This is a genomic window from Stenotrophomonas sp. NPDC078853, assembly GCF_044901215.1.
GTDB classification, from domain to species: Bacteria; Pseudomonadota; Gammaproteobacteria; order Xanthomonadales; family Xanthomonadaceae; genus Stenotrophomonas; species Stenotrophomonas lacuserhaii.
The window spans coordinates 209136-224579 of sequence record NZ_JBJDOQ010000003.1; the positions used below are offsets into that span (position 1 = coordinate 209136).

Sequence of the window (15444 nt, forward strand, 5' to 3'; positions counted from 1 at the left end):
CCCTTTCCCGACGGATCCTTCGCCATGTCCCAGAACACCCCCTCGTTGCGCGAGCTTGAACACCACAACGCGTTCGTCGAGCGCCACATCGGCCCCAACGATGCGGAGATAGCGCAGATGCTGAGCGTGGTCGGCCATGCCTCGCTGGATGCGCTGACCGACGCCATCGTGCCGGCCCGGATCAAGTCGCCTGCGCCGCTGGCGCTGCCCGAATCGATCAGCGAAGTGCAGGCACTGGCCAAGATCCGCGCCATCGCCGACCAGAACACCGTGCTGCGCAGCTTCATCGGCCAGGGCTACTACGGCACCCACACGCCGAACGTCATCCTGCGCAACATCCTCGAAAACCCGGCGTGGTACACCGCCTACACGCCGTACCAGGCTGAGATCTCGCAGGGCCGCATGGAAGCGCTGATCAACTTCCAGACGCTGTGCGCGGACCTGACCGGCATGGAAATCGCCAACGCCTCGCTGCTGGACGAAGCCACTGCGGCGGCCGAAGCGATGACCCTGGCCAAGCGTTCGGCCAAGTCGAAGTCGGACACGTTCTTCGTGCATGACGCGGTGCATCCGCAGACGCTGGAACTGCTGCGCACCCGCGCCGAACCGCTGGGCATCGTGCTGCGCGTGGGTACCCCGGCCGAAGCGCTGGAAGCGGAGGCCTTCGGCCTGCTGCTGCAGTACCCGGACACCTTCGGCCAGGTGGCCGACCACAAGGCGCTGGTCGATGCCGTGCACGCCCGCGGCGGCCTCGTCGCGGTGGCGACCGATCTGCTCGCATTGACCCTGCTGGCGGCTCCCGGCGAATGGGGCGCGGACATCGTGGTCGGCAACAGCCAGCGCTTCGGCGTGCCGTTCGGCTTCGGTGGCCCGCATGCCGCCTTCATGGCCTGCCGTGATGCCTACAAGCGCTCGATGCCCGGCCGCCTGATCGGGGTCTCCATCGATGCGCAGGGCAATCCGGCCTACCGCCTCACCCTGCAGACCCGCGAGCAGCACATCCGCCGCGAAAAGGCCACCTCCAACATCTGTACCGCCCAGGTGCTGCTGGCGGTGATGGCCTCGATGTACGCGGTGTACCACGGCCCGGACGGACTGACCCGCATCGCCCGGCGCACCCACCGCCTGGCGGCGATCCTGGCCGCTGCCCTGCGCAGCAACGGCGTGGCCGTCGGCAGCGACTTCTTCGATACGCTGCACGTGACCGGCATCGACGCCGCCGCCATCCACGGCGCCGCGCGCGCGGCCGGCTACAACCTGCGTGCCATCGACAGCAGCTCGGTCAGCATCAGCCTGGACGAAACCGCCACCCGCGAGGACGTGGTCGCACTGGCCGCGGTATTCGGTGCACAGGCCGACGTGGATGCGCTGGACGACAGCACTGCCGACGCCATCCCGGCCGACCTGGCCCGCCGCAGCGCTTTCCTGACCCACCCGGTGTTCAACACCCACCACAGCGAGCACGAACTGCTGCGCTACCTGCGTTCGCTGGCCGACAAGGACCTGGCGATGGACCGCACGATGATCCCGCTGGGTTCGTGCACCATGAAGCTCAACGCCACCGCCGAGATGATCCCGGTGACCTGGCCGGAGTTCGGCAACATCCATCCGCTGGTGCCGGCCGACCAGGCCGTGGGCTACAAGGCGCTGATCGAGGGCCTGGAAGCCATGCTGGTGGAATGCACCGGCTACGACGCGGTGAGCCTGCAGCCCAATTCCGGCGCGCAGGGTGAGTACGCCGGCCTGCTGGCGATCCGCGCGTATCACCGTTCGCGCGGCGATGACCACCGCGATATCTGCCTGATCCCGGATTCGGCGCATGGCACCAATCCGGCATCGGCGCAGATGTGCGGCATGAAGGTCGTGGTCACAAAGACCGATGCCAACGGCAACGTCGATGTCGACGACATCCGCCGCAATGCGGAAAAGTACAGCGACCGCCTTGCCGCGCTGATGGTCACCTACCCGTCCACGCACGGCGTGTTCGAGGAAGAGATCGTGGAGATCTGCGAGATCATCCACCAGCACGGCGGCCAGGTGTACACCGATGGGGCCAACATGAACGCGCTGGTCGGCGTGGCCAAGCCGGGCAAGTGGGGCTCGGACGTGTCGCACCTGAACCTGCACAAGACCTTCTGCATCCCGCATGGCGGCGGTGGTCCCGGCGTCGGTCCCTGCGCGGTGAAGTCGCACCTGGCCCCATTCCTGCCGCGCGTCCTCGGTGGCGAAGGGGATGTCGGCATGGTCTCGGCGGCGTCCTTCGGCAGCGCGTCGATCCTGCCTATCAGCTGGATGTACATCACGCTGATGGGCAGCGAAGGCCTGCGCAAGGCGACCCAGGTTGCCCTGCTCAACGCGAACTACATCGCCACCCGCCTGGCCCCGCACTTCAAGACCCTGTACACCGGCCGCAACGGGCTGGTGGCACATGAGTGCATCCTGGACGTGCGCCCGCTGGAAAAGACCAGCGGCATCGGCGCCGAGGACATCGCCAAGCGGCTGATCGATTTCGGCTTCCACGCGCCGACGCTGAGTTTCCCGGTCGCCGGCACGTTGATGGTGGAGCCGACTGAGAGCGAATCCCAGCACGAACTGGATCGCTTCATCGACGCGATGATCCAGATCCGCGAAGAGATCGCCGCGATCGAAGATGGCCGCCTGGAGCGTGAGGACAATCCGCTGAAGAACGCACCGCACACGGCCACCGCAGTGACCGCAAGCGAGTGGACCCACGCCTACCCGCGCGAACTGGCGGCGTTCCCGCTGGCCAGCCTGAAGCAGTCCAAGTACTGGCCGCCGGTGGCCCGGGTGGACAACGTGTACGGCGACAAGAACGTGATGTGCGCCTGCATCCCGGTCGATGCGTACAAGGATGACGAAGTCGACGCCTGATCGGCCTCCCGGGGCATCCACGGTCAACCACAAGGCCCGCGCAAGCGGGCCTTGTGCGTCATGGGCAGTCGTTCGCCATCGCCATCATGAAGAACGACGACAAACAGGCACGCAGGCCCCTGACGGGTGCGCACCTGCTTCCCTGATGGGTCTGATGCGACGGTAGCGGGACGATGCTGGCACGTTCCGGCGCGACAGCCCGGAACGGCCCCGCATCAATCGGGGCACGCCCGCTTCCTGCAGCGCAGGAAGCCTCTCGTCACTAGTGGAGACATTCCATGAAACGCATCAGAACACTGCCCGCCATCGCCCTGCTCACCGGGTTCCTTGCCGCGCCGGCAGCCTTTGCGCAGAACAACGCCGAGCAGCGCGGCATCATCGACTGCGGCATTCAATACGCCACCTGCATAGTCACCCAGAACATCTTCACGTGTTCGGCGGAATTCGCTCTGTGCCTGCTGGGCGGTGGCGGTGGCAACGGCTCAGCCGCCATGGACCGCCGTGACTGACAGCGTCCCACGCGTAGCGGTACGGATCGCTACGCCTTCATGGCCGCTCAGCCTGCGCTGCCGCGCAGACGCCGGGCGGTGGCGCTGCAGCCGGCGATGAACAGGGTCAGCACCACCATCGACAGGAACTGCAGGCGGGTCTGGTCGCCGTACAGCAGCAGCGCGAAGATCAGCGCCAGGATGCCCAGCGCCAAGGCCGTCAACCAGGGGAAAGCAGCCATCCGGAACGGCAGCGACACACCGGCGCGGTCCGCCCGCCGACGCAGCACGAGCTGCGACAGCAGCGACAACGTCCACACCAGCAGGCAGGTGGAACCGACGATGTTCAACAGCACCGGCAGCACCCTGTCCGGGAACAGCAGTTCCATCACCGTGGCGGCGAAGCCGAACAGGACGCTGGCCAGCACCGCCAGCACCGGCACCTGGCGACGGTCGGCCCAGCCCAGCACGGCGGGTGCCTCATGGCGCTGTGCCAGCGAGAAGATCATCCGCGACGCACCGTACAGATTGGCATTGAGCGCCGACAGCAGGGCGATCACCGCAACCAGCGTGATGGCCGTACCGGCACCGGGGATATTGGCCGCTTCCAGGACGGCGGCGAACGGCGACTTCAGCGCCTCGCTGGTCCATGGCACCACCGCGATGATGACGCTCAGCGAACCGATGTAGAACACCAGGATGCGCCACGCCACGGTGCGGATCGCGCGCGCGATGCTGCGCTCGGGATCCTCGGTTTCGGCTGCGGCGACCGCCACGATCTCGGTGCCGCCAAAGGCGAAGATCACCACCAGCAGCGCCGCGCCCACGCCGGCCAGCCCGGTCGGGGCAAAGCCGCCGTTGCCGGTGAAATTGGACAGGCCCGGCGACGTCGCATCCGGCAACCAGCCCAGCAGAAGCGCCGCACCGATGGCGATGAAGCCAAGGATCGCGGCCACCTTGAGGATGGCGAACCAGAACTCGAACTCACCGAAATTCTTCACCCCCAGCAGGTTGATGGCGGTGAAGAACAGCATGAAGGCCAGTGCCGCCATCGGCACCGACAGGCCGGTCCATACCGTAGCCAGCAGGCCGGCCGCGCCCACCGCTTCGGCGGCGATCACGATCACCAGCTGCACCCACCACAGCCACCCAACGGTGGCACCGGCGGTCGGCCCCAGGGCGTCGGCGGCATACACTGAAAAGGCGCCGCTGGTGGGCTTGTTGGCCGCCATTTCGCCCAGCGCGTTCATCACGATGATCACCAGCGCACCGGCCACCAGGTAGGACAGCAGCACGGCCGGGCCGGCCAGCTGCACGCCGACCCCGGAGCCAAGGAACAAGCCGGCGCCGATGGCACTGCCCAGCCCCATCATGATCAGCTGGCGGGGCTTGAGCGCATGCCCAAGGCGGGTGGTCGAAGCAGGAGCGGCAGGCGTCGGGTTGGCGGGCATCGAAGGACACTGTGTGCGGCAACAAGGCCGTCACATTACCTTGTCCAGCGCGCCGGTGGGATAGGCCGGATGGCCTGCCGGCTCAGCCGCCGGCCAGTTCGGTGATGCGGGCCCGGTAGGCGCGGGGAGAAACCCCTGCCTCCGCCTTGAACTTGCGGGTGAACGCGCTCTGGTCGCTGAAACCGCACGCCTGGCCGATGCTGGCGATGCTGTCGTTGCCATGCAGCAGATGCATGGCCATCTGGATCCGCAACCGGGTAAGCACCTGCTGCGGGGTCATCTGGAATACCTTGCGGAAGCTGCGCTCCAGCTTGGACAACGAGAACCCGGTGATGTCCAGCAGGGTCTGCATGCGCACGTTTTCGGCGTAATGCGCATTGAGGTGCGCCAGCGCCAGCCGCAGGTGCTCGTACTGCGCGCCCAGGCTGTGTTTCTGGCCGAGGTCGCGGGAAATGCCGATCAGCCCCTTGATCTCCCCTTCCACCACGAGCGGACGCTTGCAGGTCAGGCACCAGCCCGGCTCGCGATTGGCGAACAGGTGCAGTTCCATCAGGTTTTCGATCACCGCCCCACCGATCACCCGGGCATCCTGGTCGGCGTAGTCCGCGCTCAGTCCGGTCGGGTAGATCTCCGCTGCGGTGCGGCCGATCACCTCCTTGCGCGACTTCAACCCGAGCCGGCGCAGCATGGTCTGGTTGATGTGGGTGTAACGCCCCTCGCAATCCTTCATGAAGAACAGCACGTCCGGGATGGCGTCGAACAGGGCTTCGATGTCGGCAGGTTCAACACGCATGGACACAGCATAGCCGACCGCCGTTTTCCCTGCGCACTCACCTGCCCGGGACCCGGGGTTAACACCTGTGGCCCCACAGTCAATGGGAGCACCCCGCCAAACCCCTCAGGAGATCCTCGATGGCCGCCAGCAAGCCCTCCGGCAAGCGCGCACCCGCCCAGCCCACATCCGCACCGTCGTCCAATGAGGCGCTGGAGCAGCGCGGCCAGGGCGATGAACTGCACCAGCTGGCCGGTGGCTCCCACCCGGTCCTCACCAGCAACCAGGGCATTCCGGTTTCCGACAACCAGAACTCACTGCGTGCAGGGCCGCGTGGCCCCAGCCTGCTGGAAGACTTCCTGCTGCGCGAGAAGATCACCCACTTCGACCACGAGCGGATCCCGGAACGTATCGTGCATGCGCGCGGCAGCGCCGCCCATGGGTACTTCGAGCTGACCCGTTCGCTGGGCAAGTTCACCCGCGCGAAGGTGCTGACCGAAGTCGGCGTCAAGACGCCGGTGTTCACGCGTTTTTCCACCGTAGCCGGCGGCGCGGGCTCGGTGGACACCCCGCGCGACGTGCGCGGATTCGCGGTGAAGCTGTATACCCCTGAAGGCAACTGGGACCTGGTCGGAAACAACATCCCGGTGTTCTTCATCCAGGATGCGCTGAAGTTCCCCGACCTGATCCACGCAGTGAAGATGGAGCCGGACCGTGCCTTCCCGCAGGCCGCCAGCGCCCATGACACGTTCTGGGACTTCGTGTCCCTGATGCCTGAATCCATGCACATGATCATGTGGGCGATGAGCGATCGCACCATTCCGCGGTCGCTGCGGATGATCGAAGGCTTCGGCATCCACAGCTTCCGCCTGCTCGACGACGCCGGTAACTCCACGTTCGTCAAATTCCACTGGCGGCCCAAGCTGGGCCTGCAGTCGACCGTCTGGGACGAAGCCCTGAAACTGCAGGGTGCCGACAATGACTTCCAGCGCCGCGACCTCTTCGAAGCGATCCAGCGTGGCGACTTCCCCGAATGGGAACTGGCCGTGCAGCTGTTCACCGAAGAAGAGGCCGAGCAGTTCCCGTTCGACCACCTGGACCCGACCAAGATCGTCCCCGAATCGCTGGTGCCGCTGCAGGTGATCGGCAGGATGGTGCTGGATCGCTGGCCGGACAATTTCTTCGCCGAAACCGAACAGGTGGCGTACTGCCCGGCCAACGTGCCGCCCGGCATTGATTTCAGCAACGATCCGCTGCTGCAGGGGCGGTTGTTCTCCTATCTGGACACCCAGCTGATCCGCCTGGGCGGGCCGAATTTCCACCAGATTCCGGTCAATGCACCGAAGTGCCCGTTCGCCAACCACCAGCGCGATGGCCACATGCAGATGCAGGTGCCCAAGGGCCGGGTGGCCTATGACCCCAGTTCGCTGGAAGCGGACACGCCGCGAGAAACGCCGGCCGGTTTCCGCAGCCATGCCACCGCCGATGACGGGCGCAAGGGCCGCACCCGCGCCGAAAGTTTTTCCGACCACTTCAGCCAGGCGCGGATGTTCTTCCGCAGCCTGGAGAAGCCGGAGCAGGCGCACCTGGCGTCCGCGCTGGTGTTCGAACTGTCCAAGGTGGAAACCGCGGCGGTGCGCGAGCGCACTGTCAGCCAGCTGCGCAATATCGATGACAGCCTGGCCCAGCGCGTGGCCGATGGCCTGGGCATGGACGCACTGCCGGCCCCTGCCCCGGCCGCGGTCCCCGCGCAGGACCTGCCCAATGCCCCGGAGGTGCGCACCATCGGGCGAGGCAAGGACACCCTGCAGGGCCGATGCATCGGCATCCTGTTCGATGAAGGATCCGATGCCGGCACCATCGCCGCATTGCGCAACGCGGCGCAGAAGGCGGGCGCCGAGGTGAAGCTGGTGGCGCCCAAGCTGGGCGGCGGCGTGCTGAGCGACGGCAAGCGCCAGGCCGCCGATGGCCAGCTTGCCGGTACGCCGTCGGTGGTATTCGATGCGGTCGCGGTGGTGCTGAGTGCGGAGGCCGGCAAGGTGCTGTCCAAGGAGTCCGCCGCCGTTGATTTTGTCAGCAACGCGTGGGCGCACCTGAAGGCCATCGGCCACGACGAGGGTGCCAAGGCGCTGCTCAAAGCCGCCGGCGTCGGCAGTGATCCGGGCATCGTGCAGGCGTCCGATGCCAAGGGTTTCATTGCGGCCGCCGCGACCCGCCAATGGGCACGCGAACCGAAACTGCGCCTGCTGGCTTGATCCCCTGAGAGGAGAAACCTAATGACCCAAGGTGATAAATCCGCCTACACGGACAAGCAGAAGCGCAAGGCGGTGCACATCGAAGAGAGCGAGAAGGACAAGGGCCGCTCGGCCAGTGATGCCGAACGGATCGCGTGGGCCACGGTCAACAAGCAGGATGGCGGTGGCAACAAAAGCGGCAGTGGCCGCAAGGATGCCAAGGACAGCTGACCCGGCTGGGGGTGGAACGTCAGCGGGCGGTTCGGGCCGGCGGCGACGGCGTCGTTGCCGCGTTGCGCCGTACGCCCGCTGCCTGCACACGGCGTACGGCGGCGATCGGAACCGCCTCTGCCCGTCGCTGTGCCGGCCACCACAGGAACACGAACGCGCTGCTGGTGCCCAGCAGCCGTGCCTGCCCCGCCAATGCCGTGGCATCGCCGATCAAGTGCACGGTCACCGCATCACCTGCGCGACGATCGCGGATGTCGTTGCCGCGCTGGGATACGTAACCGGCTGCCGCCACCGCCATGAACAGCGTCACGGCCACGGTCATCGCGGTCAGCGGACGCATCCGGGTCGCTTCCCAACTGGTGAACACCGAACGCCCCAGCAGCAGTCGCCATAACCGGTTGCGACCCTTCAAGCGAGCGGCCGTTTCCGGATTGCGCAGGCGCAGCGTCTCCGGCCAGGTCACCAGCAATACCAGCAGCACGCCCAGCAGCAACAGGCCGATGTATACCGGGTCGCGCACGCCGGCGACCAGGAAGTCACTGGCCTGCAGGTAATCCAGGATCGATATCCCGAATCCGCGATAGAACCAATAGCTGCACCACAGGCCCAGTGCCGATACCAGCAGGTAAGCGGTGGTGAACAGCAGCGCCGGCTCGCGCTGCATGCGGCGCGAAGCCTGCAGCACGATCGAGTCTTCGTTGCCCTCCGCGACCGGTATCAGCGACCAGTCGAACGCCTTGGGCGGCGGCGGCGCCGGTGCGCCTGCAGGCGCTGGATTGTCACTGCTGTCCATGGCATCCCCTTGTCTGCTGCGTAGCATCGGCCAAGTTGCAGCGCAGCGGTAGTGTCTCGCTTGCCCCGCACTCGTCCGCGCCGGGCGCTCAGCCGCCCGTCAGCCTTTTCACGGTGGCTGCGCATGGCCCATGGGCATGGTGGAGGCATTCGAACAAGGAATTCCCGATGCTGCCCAAGCGCCTGCCCCTTTCTTCCCTGCTGATCGCCTGCCTCGGCCTGTCGGCCGCGCCACTGGCGATGGCCCAGGCACCGGCACCTGGCGCCCCCGCCCAGACTGCCGGCGCCCAGCCGGTGAACATCGAGCCACGCTCGCCACTGCATGCGCAGGTATTGCTGGACCGGGCGAACTTCTCGCCCGGCCAGATCGATGGTGAGGTGGGCTCGAACCAGCGCCGTGCTGTGTCGGGCTTGCAGGCCGCACGCGGACTCAAGGTGACCGGCGAGCTGGACGAGGAAACCTGGCAGGCGCTGCAGGCCGACAGCACCAACATGCTGGTGCGCTACACGCTCACCGCCGAAGATGTGGCCGGTCCATTCCAGCCCACGCCGAAGGGGCCTGCCGCGCAGGCGCAGCTCAAAGCGCTCGGATTCGGCTCGGTGGCCGAAGCACTGGGCGAGCGCTTCCACGCCTCCCCGGACCTGCTCAAGGCGCTTAACCCGGGCGTGGATCTCAGCAAGGCCGGCACGTCGATCCAGGTGCCGAACATCGGCAGCGGCGCCGTGCCGAAGGCGGCCAAGGTGTTGATCGACAAATCCGATTCCACCCTGCAGCTACTGGACGACCAGGGCAAGGTCCTGGCGCAGGTACCAGTCTCCTCCGGCAGCCAGCACGATCCCTTGCCGATCGGCGAGTGGAAGATCCTCGGCGTTGCGCGTGATCCCACCTTCCACTACAACCCCAAGCTGTTCTGGGACGCGAAGAAGGGTGACAGCAAGCAGACCCTGCCGCCGGGCCCGAACAATCCGGTGGGCGTGGTGTGGATCGACATCTCCAAGCCCCACTACGGCCTGCACGGCACGCCCGAGCCGGGCCATGTCGGCAAGACCGAATCGCATGGCTGCGTGCGCATGACCAACTGGGATGCGCTGCGCGTGGCCGATGCCGTGGGACCGTCGTTGTCCGTGGTGATGCAGGAGTAAGCCGATGCGCGTGATGCCGTTGATCGCAGTGGGGTTGGTGGTGGGTATCGGCACCGGTTGGTGGCTGTTCGGCCAGCGCGGCGCGGCGGTGGATATCGCGCCGGTGGATCCGGCTTCGGTGATTGCCGTGCCGGGTGAACCGGCGCGCTCGCCTTCGGTGACGCCCGAAACCGTGTCCGGACCATCTCGTTCATCGCTACAGGTGACCGCTGCGGCGCCGACCCTGCCGGTTGCACCGGTGGTCGCCACGCCTGCCACCGCGCCCGCGTCCAGCGGACTGCTGTTGCCGGTGCAGGGCATCTCGCCTTCGCAGTTGCAGGACACCTTCACCGATGCGCGCAGCGAGGGCCGGGTGCACGATGCCATCGACATCATGGCGGCCGAGGGCACGCCGGTGCTGGCGGCGGCGGACGGCCATGTCGAGAAACTGTTCGACAGCGACAAGGGCGGGCTGACGATGTACCAGTTCGACCCCGATGGCGTGCATTGCTACTACTACGCACACCTGCAGCGTTACGCCGACGGGTTGGCGGAGAAGAAGCAGATCAAGCGGGGCGAGGTGATCGGCTACGTAGGCAGCACCGGCAACGCCAATCCGCAGGCACCGCACCTGCACTTTGAAGTACATGTGCTGGGGCCGGAGAAGCAGTGGTGGAAGGGAGATTCGATCAACCCGTATCCGTTGCTGACGGGGCGCTGATTCCCAAGGTGCCGCTGCGCTCGCCGACCATGGGTCGGCGCTACCAATGCGGGGTAGTTCGGGTAGCGCCGAGCCATGCTCGGGGGGCGCTCTGTCCGCGCGTCAGACGCGCAGCTCACCCTGGTCTTCGCCATCCCACCAGGCGATGCGCGAGGCACGCACGTGCAGCAGCACCAGTCCGGGTGTATCGATGCCCTGCTCGAACCAGCGCTCAAGGTCTTTCACCCAATGCTCGGCGAAGGTCGCCTTGTCCGTATGCAGATGGCAATGGCCCTGCACGGCGACGAAGATCGGCGGCTTGCCCAGCAACGACTTGGCACCGGTGAAGGAGAGTCCCACCTTCGGATCGCGGCGGATATCGGCCACCATGCGCGTGTTTTCGAAGGTGAAAAACCAGCTGTCACCGTCGTAGTCGACGTCGCCGTTGTTGCTCATCGGCCGCGCCGCATGCTCACCCCCGTCGGTGGTGGTCTGCAACATGACGAAATCGATGTCGGCCATCTTCTTGGCCAGGTCCTGCAGGGTGTAGGCGGTCATCGGTGATTCCTGGTGGGTGATGCGCCGAGGGTGGAGCGGCCGCGGTAAATGCACCGTGTAGGACCAGCGAGGGCGATGTGCAGTGTCATCGCCGGTCACGCAGGTGTAAAACGGCAGAGGGCGTGGCGACCGATGGTCGTCACGCCCTCTGGTGGAGCCCGCCGAGCATGGCTCGGCGCTACCGGGTTGTCGCGTCGTCTGGGATCAGGCGAACGGGTCCTGCAGGACCATGGTGTGGTCACGGTCCGGACCGGTCGACACGATGCTGATCGGGCAACCGGCCAGCTCTTCCAGCGAACGCAGGTAGGCACGTGCGGCCGGCGGCAGGTCGTCCCAGTTGGTGATGCCGTGGGTGTTCTCGGTCCAGCCCGGGAACTCCAGGTACACCGGCGTGCACTCTTCCCAGCCCTGGCCATCCAGCGGTGCGTATTCGGTGCGCTTGCCACGGTATTCGTAGGCGATGCAGATCTTCAGCTTTTCCATGCCATCCAGCACGTCCAGCTTGGTGATGCACAGGCCGCTGATGCCGTTGATCGCCACCGCGCGCTTAAGCGCCACGATGTCCATCCAGCCGCAGCGACGCGGCCGACCGGTGGATGCACCGTACTCGGCGCCACGGTCACGGATGCCCTGGCCGATTTCATCGTCCAGTTCGGTCGGGAACGGGCCACCGCCCACGCGCGTGGCGTAGGCCTTGGCGATACCCAGCACGTAATCGATGGAATCAGCGCCCACGCCGGCACCGGCCAGCGCACCACCGACGGTGGTGTTGGAGCTGGTGACATACGGGTAGGTGCCGTGGTCGATATCCAGCAGCGCGCCCTGCGCCCCTTCGAACAACACCCGCTTACCCTGCTTGCGCAGGTCGTGCAGGATGCCGGCCACGTCGGACTTCATCGGCTGCACGTATTCGCCGAAGGCCAGCGCTTCGTCGAAGGTCTGCTGGAAATCGACCGCATCGGTGCCCAGGTACTTGGTCAGCACGAAGTTGTGGTAATCCAGCGCGGTGCGCAGCAGTTCTTCCAGCTGCGCCGGGTAATGCAGGTCGGCGATGCGGATGCCGCGACGCGCCACCTTGTCTTCGTACGCCGGACCGATGCCACGGCCGGTGGTGCCGATCGCCTTGCCGCCGGCAGCGCGTTCGCGCGCCTGGTCCAGGGCGATGTGGTACGGCATGATCAGCAGCGCGGCCGGGGAGATGACCACGCCATTGCCGATCAGGCACAGCGCATCGGCGCGCAGGATGCCCGACGGAATCAGGTGCAGGACGGTCTTCTTGCCATTGATGACCAGCGTGTGGCCGGCATTGTGGCCGCCCTGGAAACGTACTACGGCACCGATTTCCTCGGTGAGCAGATCGACGATCTTGCCCTTGCCTTCATCGCCCCACTGGGCACCAAGCACTACGACAGACTGACCCATGACGGGCTCCTCGAATTGTGTGCGGCCATCGGGGCCGCGGACGGGTAACCGTGGCGAGGCTGGCCAGCGCGGGGTGGCGGCTCCAACGGGGAGGCGCCGGCGATGGAGGGCCCGGACACGGAAAAAGCCGAACGGGAGGCCCGTCCGGCTTTTGTGCATTATCCGGGTTTCGGGGGTCAGCTGCCACCCTGTGGCAGCGCCATGGGTCAGCCCGTGTTGGGCTCGGCGGCGGCCTGCACCGGCGGCGCATGGGTGAACATCCGGTCAAACGGGGTCGAGGGCCGTGGCTCGCAGCCGAAAGCCTCGTCGAATCCTTTCAGCGAACGCCCCAACTCGGCCCGGAACGGGCCCGGTGGGTGGTGGTCCTCGCTGATCTTCGCCCGCAGCTGGGCCGCGGTGGGGTTGGCTGCGTGCAGTCCGGCCGCTGCGACGAAGAACCGCCGGAGATCGAACGCCCTGCCCTCGCGCGCGGCCTCGGCCTCCCCGGCACGCCGGCTGGCGCTCAATCCCCGCAGGTCACACGCTGCCTCGCCACGTACTCGCTGGGGATCGAGCTGGGGCTCGCCGCTCCACAGGTCCCCGATGCGCTGGCCGATGGCCGCGTTCTCCTGTTCCATCATCGCCTCGCCCAGTGCGCTGAGGGTGCACCCATCGACCATCAGGTGACCCAGTTCGTGCCCGAACATCGCGCCCAGCGTCGCCCATTCGTGCTCCGCCGATGTCGCCGCTGCCTGCACGCTTCCCAGCAGCGCCGGCGTGGTGAACACCTGCCCGTCCCGCACGTTGGTGCCCATTGCGAGGTGATGGGCGGGACTGCCGGCGCGGCTCGCTCCGGCCAGGTCCTCGATGATCTCGATATCTTCCCGCACCTTGAGTCCGGCAAGGCGCTGCAGGTTGATCGCAAACGAAGGCGACGCCTTGAAGCCGCTCCACTCGATGTCGCGTCCGTCATCCAACCGCAGGCTGGCATCGTGCAGGACGTCCTGCAGCAGGCGTTTATCCTCCACCGGCAATGACGATGCCGCCAGGTCCTCCAGATAGACCTGCTTCACACCCTCGAACAGGGCCCGTGCGCGGGTTTCCAGTGCGGGGCTGGCGCTGCTGCCGTACCACGCCCCAAGCAGGCGGCGCCCGCCACGGGAATCCTCCAGCCGGTGCAGGAGCTGTCCGGGTTCGCGCCCGGTCTGCAGCAGATGCTCCATCCGTCGCGCCTGCTGGCAGCGCAGGAAGGCCTTCCACTCGGGCAGCGAACGGCTGCCCAGCAGGCCCTCCAGGCTCCGGCAGGTTTCCACGCTGGTGAACAGCGCGGTCATGGGATCCAGCCTGAGCACGCTCCACACCTCGACCCAGGGGAAACCCGGCAATGCATGGATCGCCTGGGACAGACTGTAGGAACCCATGCGCATCGGTTCCATCGGCACGCGGGCCAGCTCGGCTTCCATGTCGAAGATGCCGTCAGCCGCTTGCTCTGCCTCGGCCTGCGGCATACCGGTGTGTACCAGCAGCCGGGCGATATCGGCCTTGTGCGCCAGCACGGCCGGATGTGCAGGCGGCAAGCCATGAAGTCCAGCGGGCTCGGCCGGTTGCAGCGCCAGTCCGACGGCAAGCACGCCGGCGCGGAAGTAACGTTCCAGCCCCAGTACGGTCTCCTGCCCCTCCAGCATCGAGGCGCAGATGTGTCGCATGACGTCGTCCATGCTGGCCAGCGCTGCGATTTCATCGCGCTGCGCAGCGAACGCGCTCCACGACCAACCGCCGGCGTCCCGTGCACTTGCCCAGGTCAAGGCAAGTGCCTGCTCCGCGCCCAGCGCATCCGGCGATGCGTGGGACAGGTCTTCCAGCATCTGCTCCTGGACGGCCTTCCTGGCCTCGCTGAAAAAACTGGGCGCGACGGGCCCGGCAGGATGCTGGAGTTTCCAGAACCCGTTGGCGTACTGGTCCAGGTCGGTACACGGATCAGCGAACCAGGCCGCGATCCCCTGCCACAGCAGCGACTGACCGCCGCCCACGCTTTCTTCGGCCACCATCAGTGCCTCCTGTCCGGCCAACTCCGCCAGCGGATGACTGATCTGCGGCAACACTGCGGGATGGAACGCATGCAGCGCGGTGGCCTGTTGCGCATCAGACTGCGTGGCCCCAGCGGGCGGGCCGCTCGGCGAGACGACGCTGCGCGGCAGCAGCTTGCCGATTCCAGCGGCCGATCGGCCGGGCTGCAACGGGGGTGTGGCCGGCGAAGGCGCCGGGGCGTCGCTGATCCTCGCGGCAGCACCGGCGAGATGGCTCCCCGCCAGCAACATCACCGTACCTGCGGCCAAGGTGGCGCGCGCATTCCAAGGCTGGTTCGCCACCCGCCACACCATGCCGGCGGGCTGCCGCGGCACACGCTGCAGATGGCCGGAGACCGGCCTGCCCCGTTGCGTCTGGAGATACTGGTCACGTCCCTGGGCGCTGCGCGCCATACCATTGCTCACTGGCATCGTTGTTTCCTCCACGCCATGGAGATCAAGACGCTAGCAACGGCTCTTTCAGCGAGACATAGCCGGACACGACAACGCGCGAATTCTGCAGGAGAGCCGCATACCTAGTGGCGTGCCCACCACAACAGGCTCAAGCCGGCCAGCAACACCAGCCCGCCGAAGCTGCGCAGCGCCGCCCCGGGCAGCTCCATCAAACGTGCGGCCATGCGTTTCCACGCCAGTGGCGCGGCAAACAACAGCAGGCCTTCCAGCACGGCCACCAGGCACAGCGCGGCGAACAGGTCTTTCATCCAACTGCTCCACAA

General features: G+C 66.7%; 12 protein-coding genes and 1 pseudogene. 6 read left to right on the plus strand and 7 right to left on the minus strand.

Annotated elements, in window-relative coordinates; genetic code table 11:
• The first annotated feature begins 24 nt into the window (after positions 1-24).
• Complete coding sequence (gene gcvP, locus ACI2JH_RS04830; RefSeq protein ID WP_404735573.1) at positions 25-2892, plus strand: aminomethyl-transferring glycine dehydrogenase; 2868 nt, start codon at positions 25-27, stop codon at positions 2890-2892.
• Between the two features lie 278 nt (positions 2893-3170).
• The gene (locus ACI2JH_RS04835) at positions 3171-3401 is read left to right on the plus strand and encodes a hypothetical protein (protein ID WP_182655369.1); all 231 of its coding nucleotides are present in this window, start codon (positions 3171-3173) and stop codon (positions 3399-3401) included.
• Positions 3402-3448: 47 nt separating this feature from the next.
• Here ACI2JH_RS04835 and ACI2JH_RS04840 read toward each other — a convergent pair whose 3' ends face one another.
• Positions 3449-4831, minus strand: a complete 1383-nt coding sequence (locus tag ACI2JH_RS04840) for an amino acid permease (protein ID WP_101099910.1) — start codon at positions 4829-4831, stop codon at positions 3449-3451.
• Positions 4832-4913: 82 nt separating this feature from the next.
• Complete coding sequence (locus ACI2JH_RS04845; protein ID WP_042613521.1) at positions 4914-5624, minus strand: AraC family transcriptional regulator; 711 nt, start codon at positions 5622-5624, stop codon at positions 4914-4916.
• Positions 5625-5743: 119 nt separating this feature from the next.
• Between ACI2JH_RS04845 and ACI2JH_RS04850 the strand changes: the two genes are divergently transcribed.
• Positions 5744-7858, plus strand: a complete 2115-nt coding sequence (locus tag ACI2JH_RS04850) for a catalase (protein ID WP_404735574.1) — start codon at positions 5744-5746, stop codon at positions 7856-7858.
• Between the two features lie 21 nt (positions 7859-7879).
• Positions 7880-8059 (plus strand): annotated as a pseudogene (locus tag ACI2JH_RS04855) (hypothetical protein); the annotation flags it as partial.
• Between the two features lie 28 nt (positions 8060-8087).
• Here the strand turns inward: ACI2JH_RS04855 and ACI2JH_RS04860 are convergent.
• Entirely contained in the window at positions 8088-8861 is a 774-nt protein-coding gene (locus ACI2JH_RS04860; RefSeq protein WP_349999701.1) for a hypothetical protein, read from the minus strand.
• Between the two features lie 167 nt (positions 8862-9028).
• On the opposite strand from ACI2JH_RS04860, the gene ACI2JH_RS04865 reads away from it, so the two are divergent.
• Both ACI2JH_RS04865 and ACI2JH_RS04870 read left to right on the plus strand, forming a co-directional pair.
• A complete protein-coding gene (locus ACI2JH_RS04865) occupies positions 9029-10003 on the plus strand; it encodes a L,D-transpeptidase family protein (RefSeq protein WP_404735575.1) in 975 nt (324 codons plus the stop codon).
• A 4-nt stretch (positions 10004-10007) separates the two neighbouring features.
• Positions 10008-10703: a M23 family metallopeptidase gene (locus tag ACI2JH_RS04870; RefSeq protein WP_404735576.1), complete on the plus strand. Its 696-nt coding sequence runs from the start codon at positions 10008-10010 to the stop codon at positions 10701-10703.
• 102 nt (positions 10704-10805) lie between these two features.
• Here ACI2JH_RS04870 and ACI2JH_RS04875 read toward each other — a convergent pair whose 3' ends face one another.
• From ACI2JH_RS04875 to ACI2JH_RS04890, 4 genes are all read right to left on the minus strand, one after another.
• Positions 10806-11240, minus strand: coding sequence for a pyridoxamine 5'-phosphate oxidase family protein (locus ACI2JH_RS04875; protein WP_404735577.1), 435 nt, complete (start codon positions 11238-11240; stop codon positions 10806-10808).
• 204 nt (positions 11241-11444) lie between these two features.
• Complete coding sequence (locus tag ACI2JH_RS04880) at positions 11445-12662, minus strand: adenylosuccinate synthase (protein ID WP_404735578.1); 1218 nt, start codon at positions 12660-12662, stop codon at positions 11445-11447.
• Between the two features lie 206 nt (positions 12663-12868).
• The gene (locus tag ACI2JH_RS04885) at positions 12869-15139 is read right to left on the minus strand and encodes a hypothetical protein (RefSeq protein WP_404735579.1); all 2271 of its coding nucleotides are present in this window, start codon (positions 15137-15139) and stop codon (positions 12869-12871) included.
• A gap of 104 nt (positions 15140-15243) precedes the next feature.
• The gene (locus tag ACI2JH_RS04890) at positions 15244-15429 is read right to left on the minus strand and encodes a DUF2065 domain-containing protein (RefSeq protein ID WP_404735580.1); all 186 of its coding nucleotides are present in this window, start codon (positions 15427-15429) and stop codon (positions 15244-15246) included.
• Between the last annotated feature and the right edge of the window lie 15 nt (positions 15430-15444).

Excerpts from the sequence above, each read along its gene's own strand:
- gcvP (WP_404735573.1), top strand. The coding sequence starts at position 25 with ATGTCCCAGAACACCCCCTCGTTGCGCGAGCTTGAACACCACAACGCG.
- ACI2JH_RS04835 (WP_182655369.1), top strand. The coding sequence starts at position 3,171 with ATGAAACGCATCAGAACACTGCCCGCCATCGCCCTGCTCACCGGGTTC.
- ACI2JH_RS04840 (WP_101099910.1), bottom strand. The coding sequence starts at position 4,831 with ATGCCCGCCAACCCGACGCCTGCCGCTCCTGCTTCGACCACCCGCCTT.
- ACI2JH_RS04845 (WP_042613521.1), bottom strand. The coding sequence starts at position 5,624 with ATGCGTGTTGAACCTGCCGACATCGAAGCCCTGTTCGACGCCATCCCG.
- ACI2JH_RS04850 (WP_404735574.1), top strand. The coding sequence starts at position 5,744 with ATGGCCGCCAGCAAGCCCTCCGGCAAGCGCGCACCCGCCCAGCCCACA.
- ACI2JH_RS04860 (WP_349999701.1), bottom strand. The coding sequence starts at position 8,861 with ATGGACAGCAGTGACAATCCAGCGCCTGCAGGCGCACCGGCGCCGCCG.
- ACI2JH_RS04865 (WP_404735575.1), top strand. The coding sequence starts at position 9,029 with ATGCTGCCCAAGCGCCTGCCCCTTTCTTCCCTGCTGATCGCCTGCCTC.
- ACI2JH_RS04870 (WP_404735576.1), top strand. The coding sequence starts at position 10,008 with ATGCGCGTGATGCCGTTGATCGCAGTGGGGTTGGTGGTGGGTATCGGC.
- ACI2JH_RS04875 (WP_404735577.1), bottom strand. The coding sequence starts at position 11,240 with ATGACCGCCTACACCCTGCAGGACCTGGCCAAGAAGATGGCCGACATC.
- ACI2JH_RS04880 (WP_404735578.1), bottom strand. The coding sequence starts at position 12,662 with ATGGGTCAGTCTGTCGTAGTGCTTGGTGCCCAGTGGGGCGATGAAGGC.
- ACI2JH_RS04885 (WP_404735579.1), bottom strand. The coding sequence starts at position 15,139 with ATGCCAGTGAGCAATGGTATGGCGCGCAGCGCCCAGGGACGTGACCAG.
- ACI2JH_RS04890 (WP_404735580.1), bottom strand. The coding sequence starts at position 15,429 with ATGAAAGACCTGTTCGCCGCGCTGTGCCTGGTGGCCGTGCTGGAAGGC.